The sequence below is a fragment of the Photorhabdus temperata genome (genome assembly GCF_025384845.1).
Taxonomy (GTDB): domain Bacteria; phylum Pseudomonadota; class Gammaproteobacteria; order Enterobacterales; family Enterobacteriaceae; genus Photorhabdus; species Photorhabdus temperata.
The window spans coordinates 1-1836 of record NZ_JAJAFX010000163.1 but is presented as its reverse complement, the minus strand read 5'-3'; the positions used below and the strand labels follow the sequence as shown (position 1 = coordinate 1836).

Sequence of the window (1836 nt, the reverse complement as noted above, 5' to 3'; positions counted from 1 at the left end):
GTCATCGTTATTTCATTTGTCGCTGCGGTAGTCGGATTAATATCGACAGTACAGACAGGTCCTTGGTTTTCATCGGGAACATTAAGTTTCATATATGACACCTCACAACTAAGACGGCAAAAGCTGAGACATACTTTTTCGTTTCGGCTTTTCGGGTTCTTGAATAATAACGCCGGGATATTGCAAGCTGATTTTTTCCTCTGGCTCTGCGGGCGCTGGCAATAATCTGCCCGGATTTTCTGTGATGCTTGTAACTAACGCATTCAGTTTCAACCCCATATGCAATAGCCCGCATAACGCAGCATACGCATATACGCGGCAGTCAAGCGCCTCGTTAGCCCGGCCCGGTAATTGCTCCCAGACACGGAAACGTTGCCCACCCGACTCTTTGAGCACCGAACGTTCAGCCAACAATTGACTGAAATAATTCAGGTCTCTGTCTGCCGGAAAGTGCATATAACTGGCTGATGCCTCACCGGGCAGCGGGGGATCGATATGTAACCGGCCACGGATAGTATCTTTTGCCGCATTAACACCGAGAATAATGGGCTTGAAACTTGACTTGGTGCGCGGCGTAGGTTTTTTTGTCGGCCAGACAGGGGAGCGCTTACCGCCTCGTGCTGATTCACCTTTGATGGCCCATATCCGGCGACCAATTCTGGCTTTTGAGAATTCGTAAACTTGCTGCGTGTGGTGTCCGCCTGAATCCATACACGCCGCCATAATTGTAAAACCCCGCCCGTCAGCCCGTCGCCATACCTGTTTCAGGTACATATCAAGGCGTTTCCAGGGCTCATCGGTTTCCAGATCACCTTCAATCACATCATAAGCAATAGACCAGCTTTCTTCATTGCGGCCCCACCCGACAATTTCAATTTCGAATCTGTCATCTTGGGTGTCAATACCCGCCGTTAAAACAGCCACGCCATCCGGGACCTCAGCAGCAAAGACTTCACAACGTTCAAGCAGTTTTCTTTCACTCAATGCTTTCTCTCCGCGGTCTTCATAAGGTTCACCCAGCACAAGGTTAATAAATGTCTGGCGCATCAAGGGGTCATTTTTCACCCTCAGCCATTCAGCAACTAAGTATTTCCACGCGGCGTTCGGAAACAAACTGTAACCCGCCCAAATATGAAAACCGGCATGGCCTTTAAATGGCTTTGTCGCTCGCCACTCTCCGCGCTTCACAATGCCGGGTTTTTCGTTGTGATGGATCATGCAACCGTTATGACGACAAACATAGTAAGCCGTGTCCGGCAAACCATTGCCGTTTTCGTCCTTGTCCCACTTGATCCCATATGGCGTATCGGGACCGCCCCACTCTAATATTTGATATTCGCCGCAGTGAGGGCATGGGACATAGTAATAACGCTGGTCACTATCGCCGAATGACTTTTCAATGCGGCTAGTACCTTTCACCGTAGGAGTTGAACCCAATACGATTTTGCGGTTCCAGAACGTTTCAGAACGCTTTGTACCCAGTGCTATCTGATCACCTTCTACACCCGCACCGCCAGACGGATAACCATCGACTTCATCAAACAAGATGATCCGGCAAGTAATACGACGAAAACCGCCCGGGCTGTTAGCCCCTACCAGTGTCAGATTGGCACCATTCAAAAACGTCTTTTTCAGAATGGTCTGATTACTATTTTTGGCTTTGGGGTCACCAGAGATTTCAGCCAGCACTGGGGTATCACGCAGCATTGGGGCAATCTCGGTTTTACTGTAGTCTTCCGCATCTTCAACGCGGGGTTGAACAACAAGAATCGGAGACGGGTCATGCGCCAGATAATAACCCACTACGTGATCGAGAATTTTTGTATAGCCGACACG

At 49.3% G+C, this 1836-nt stretch carries 1 protein-coding gene; it reads right to left on the bottom strand.

Annotated elements, in window-relative coordinates:
• Positions 1 to 108: 108 nt before the first annotated feature.
• A partial coding sequence (locus tag LGZ99_RS24300; protein ID WP_262979833.1) for a phage terminase large subunit family protein occupies positions 109 to 1836 on the bottom strand: 1728 nt, incomplete at its 5' end.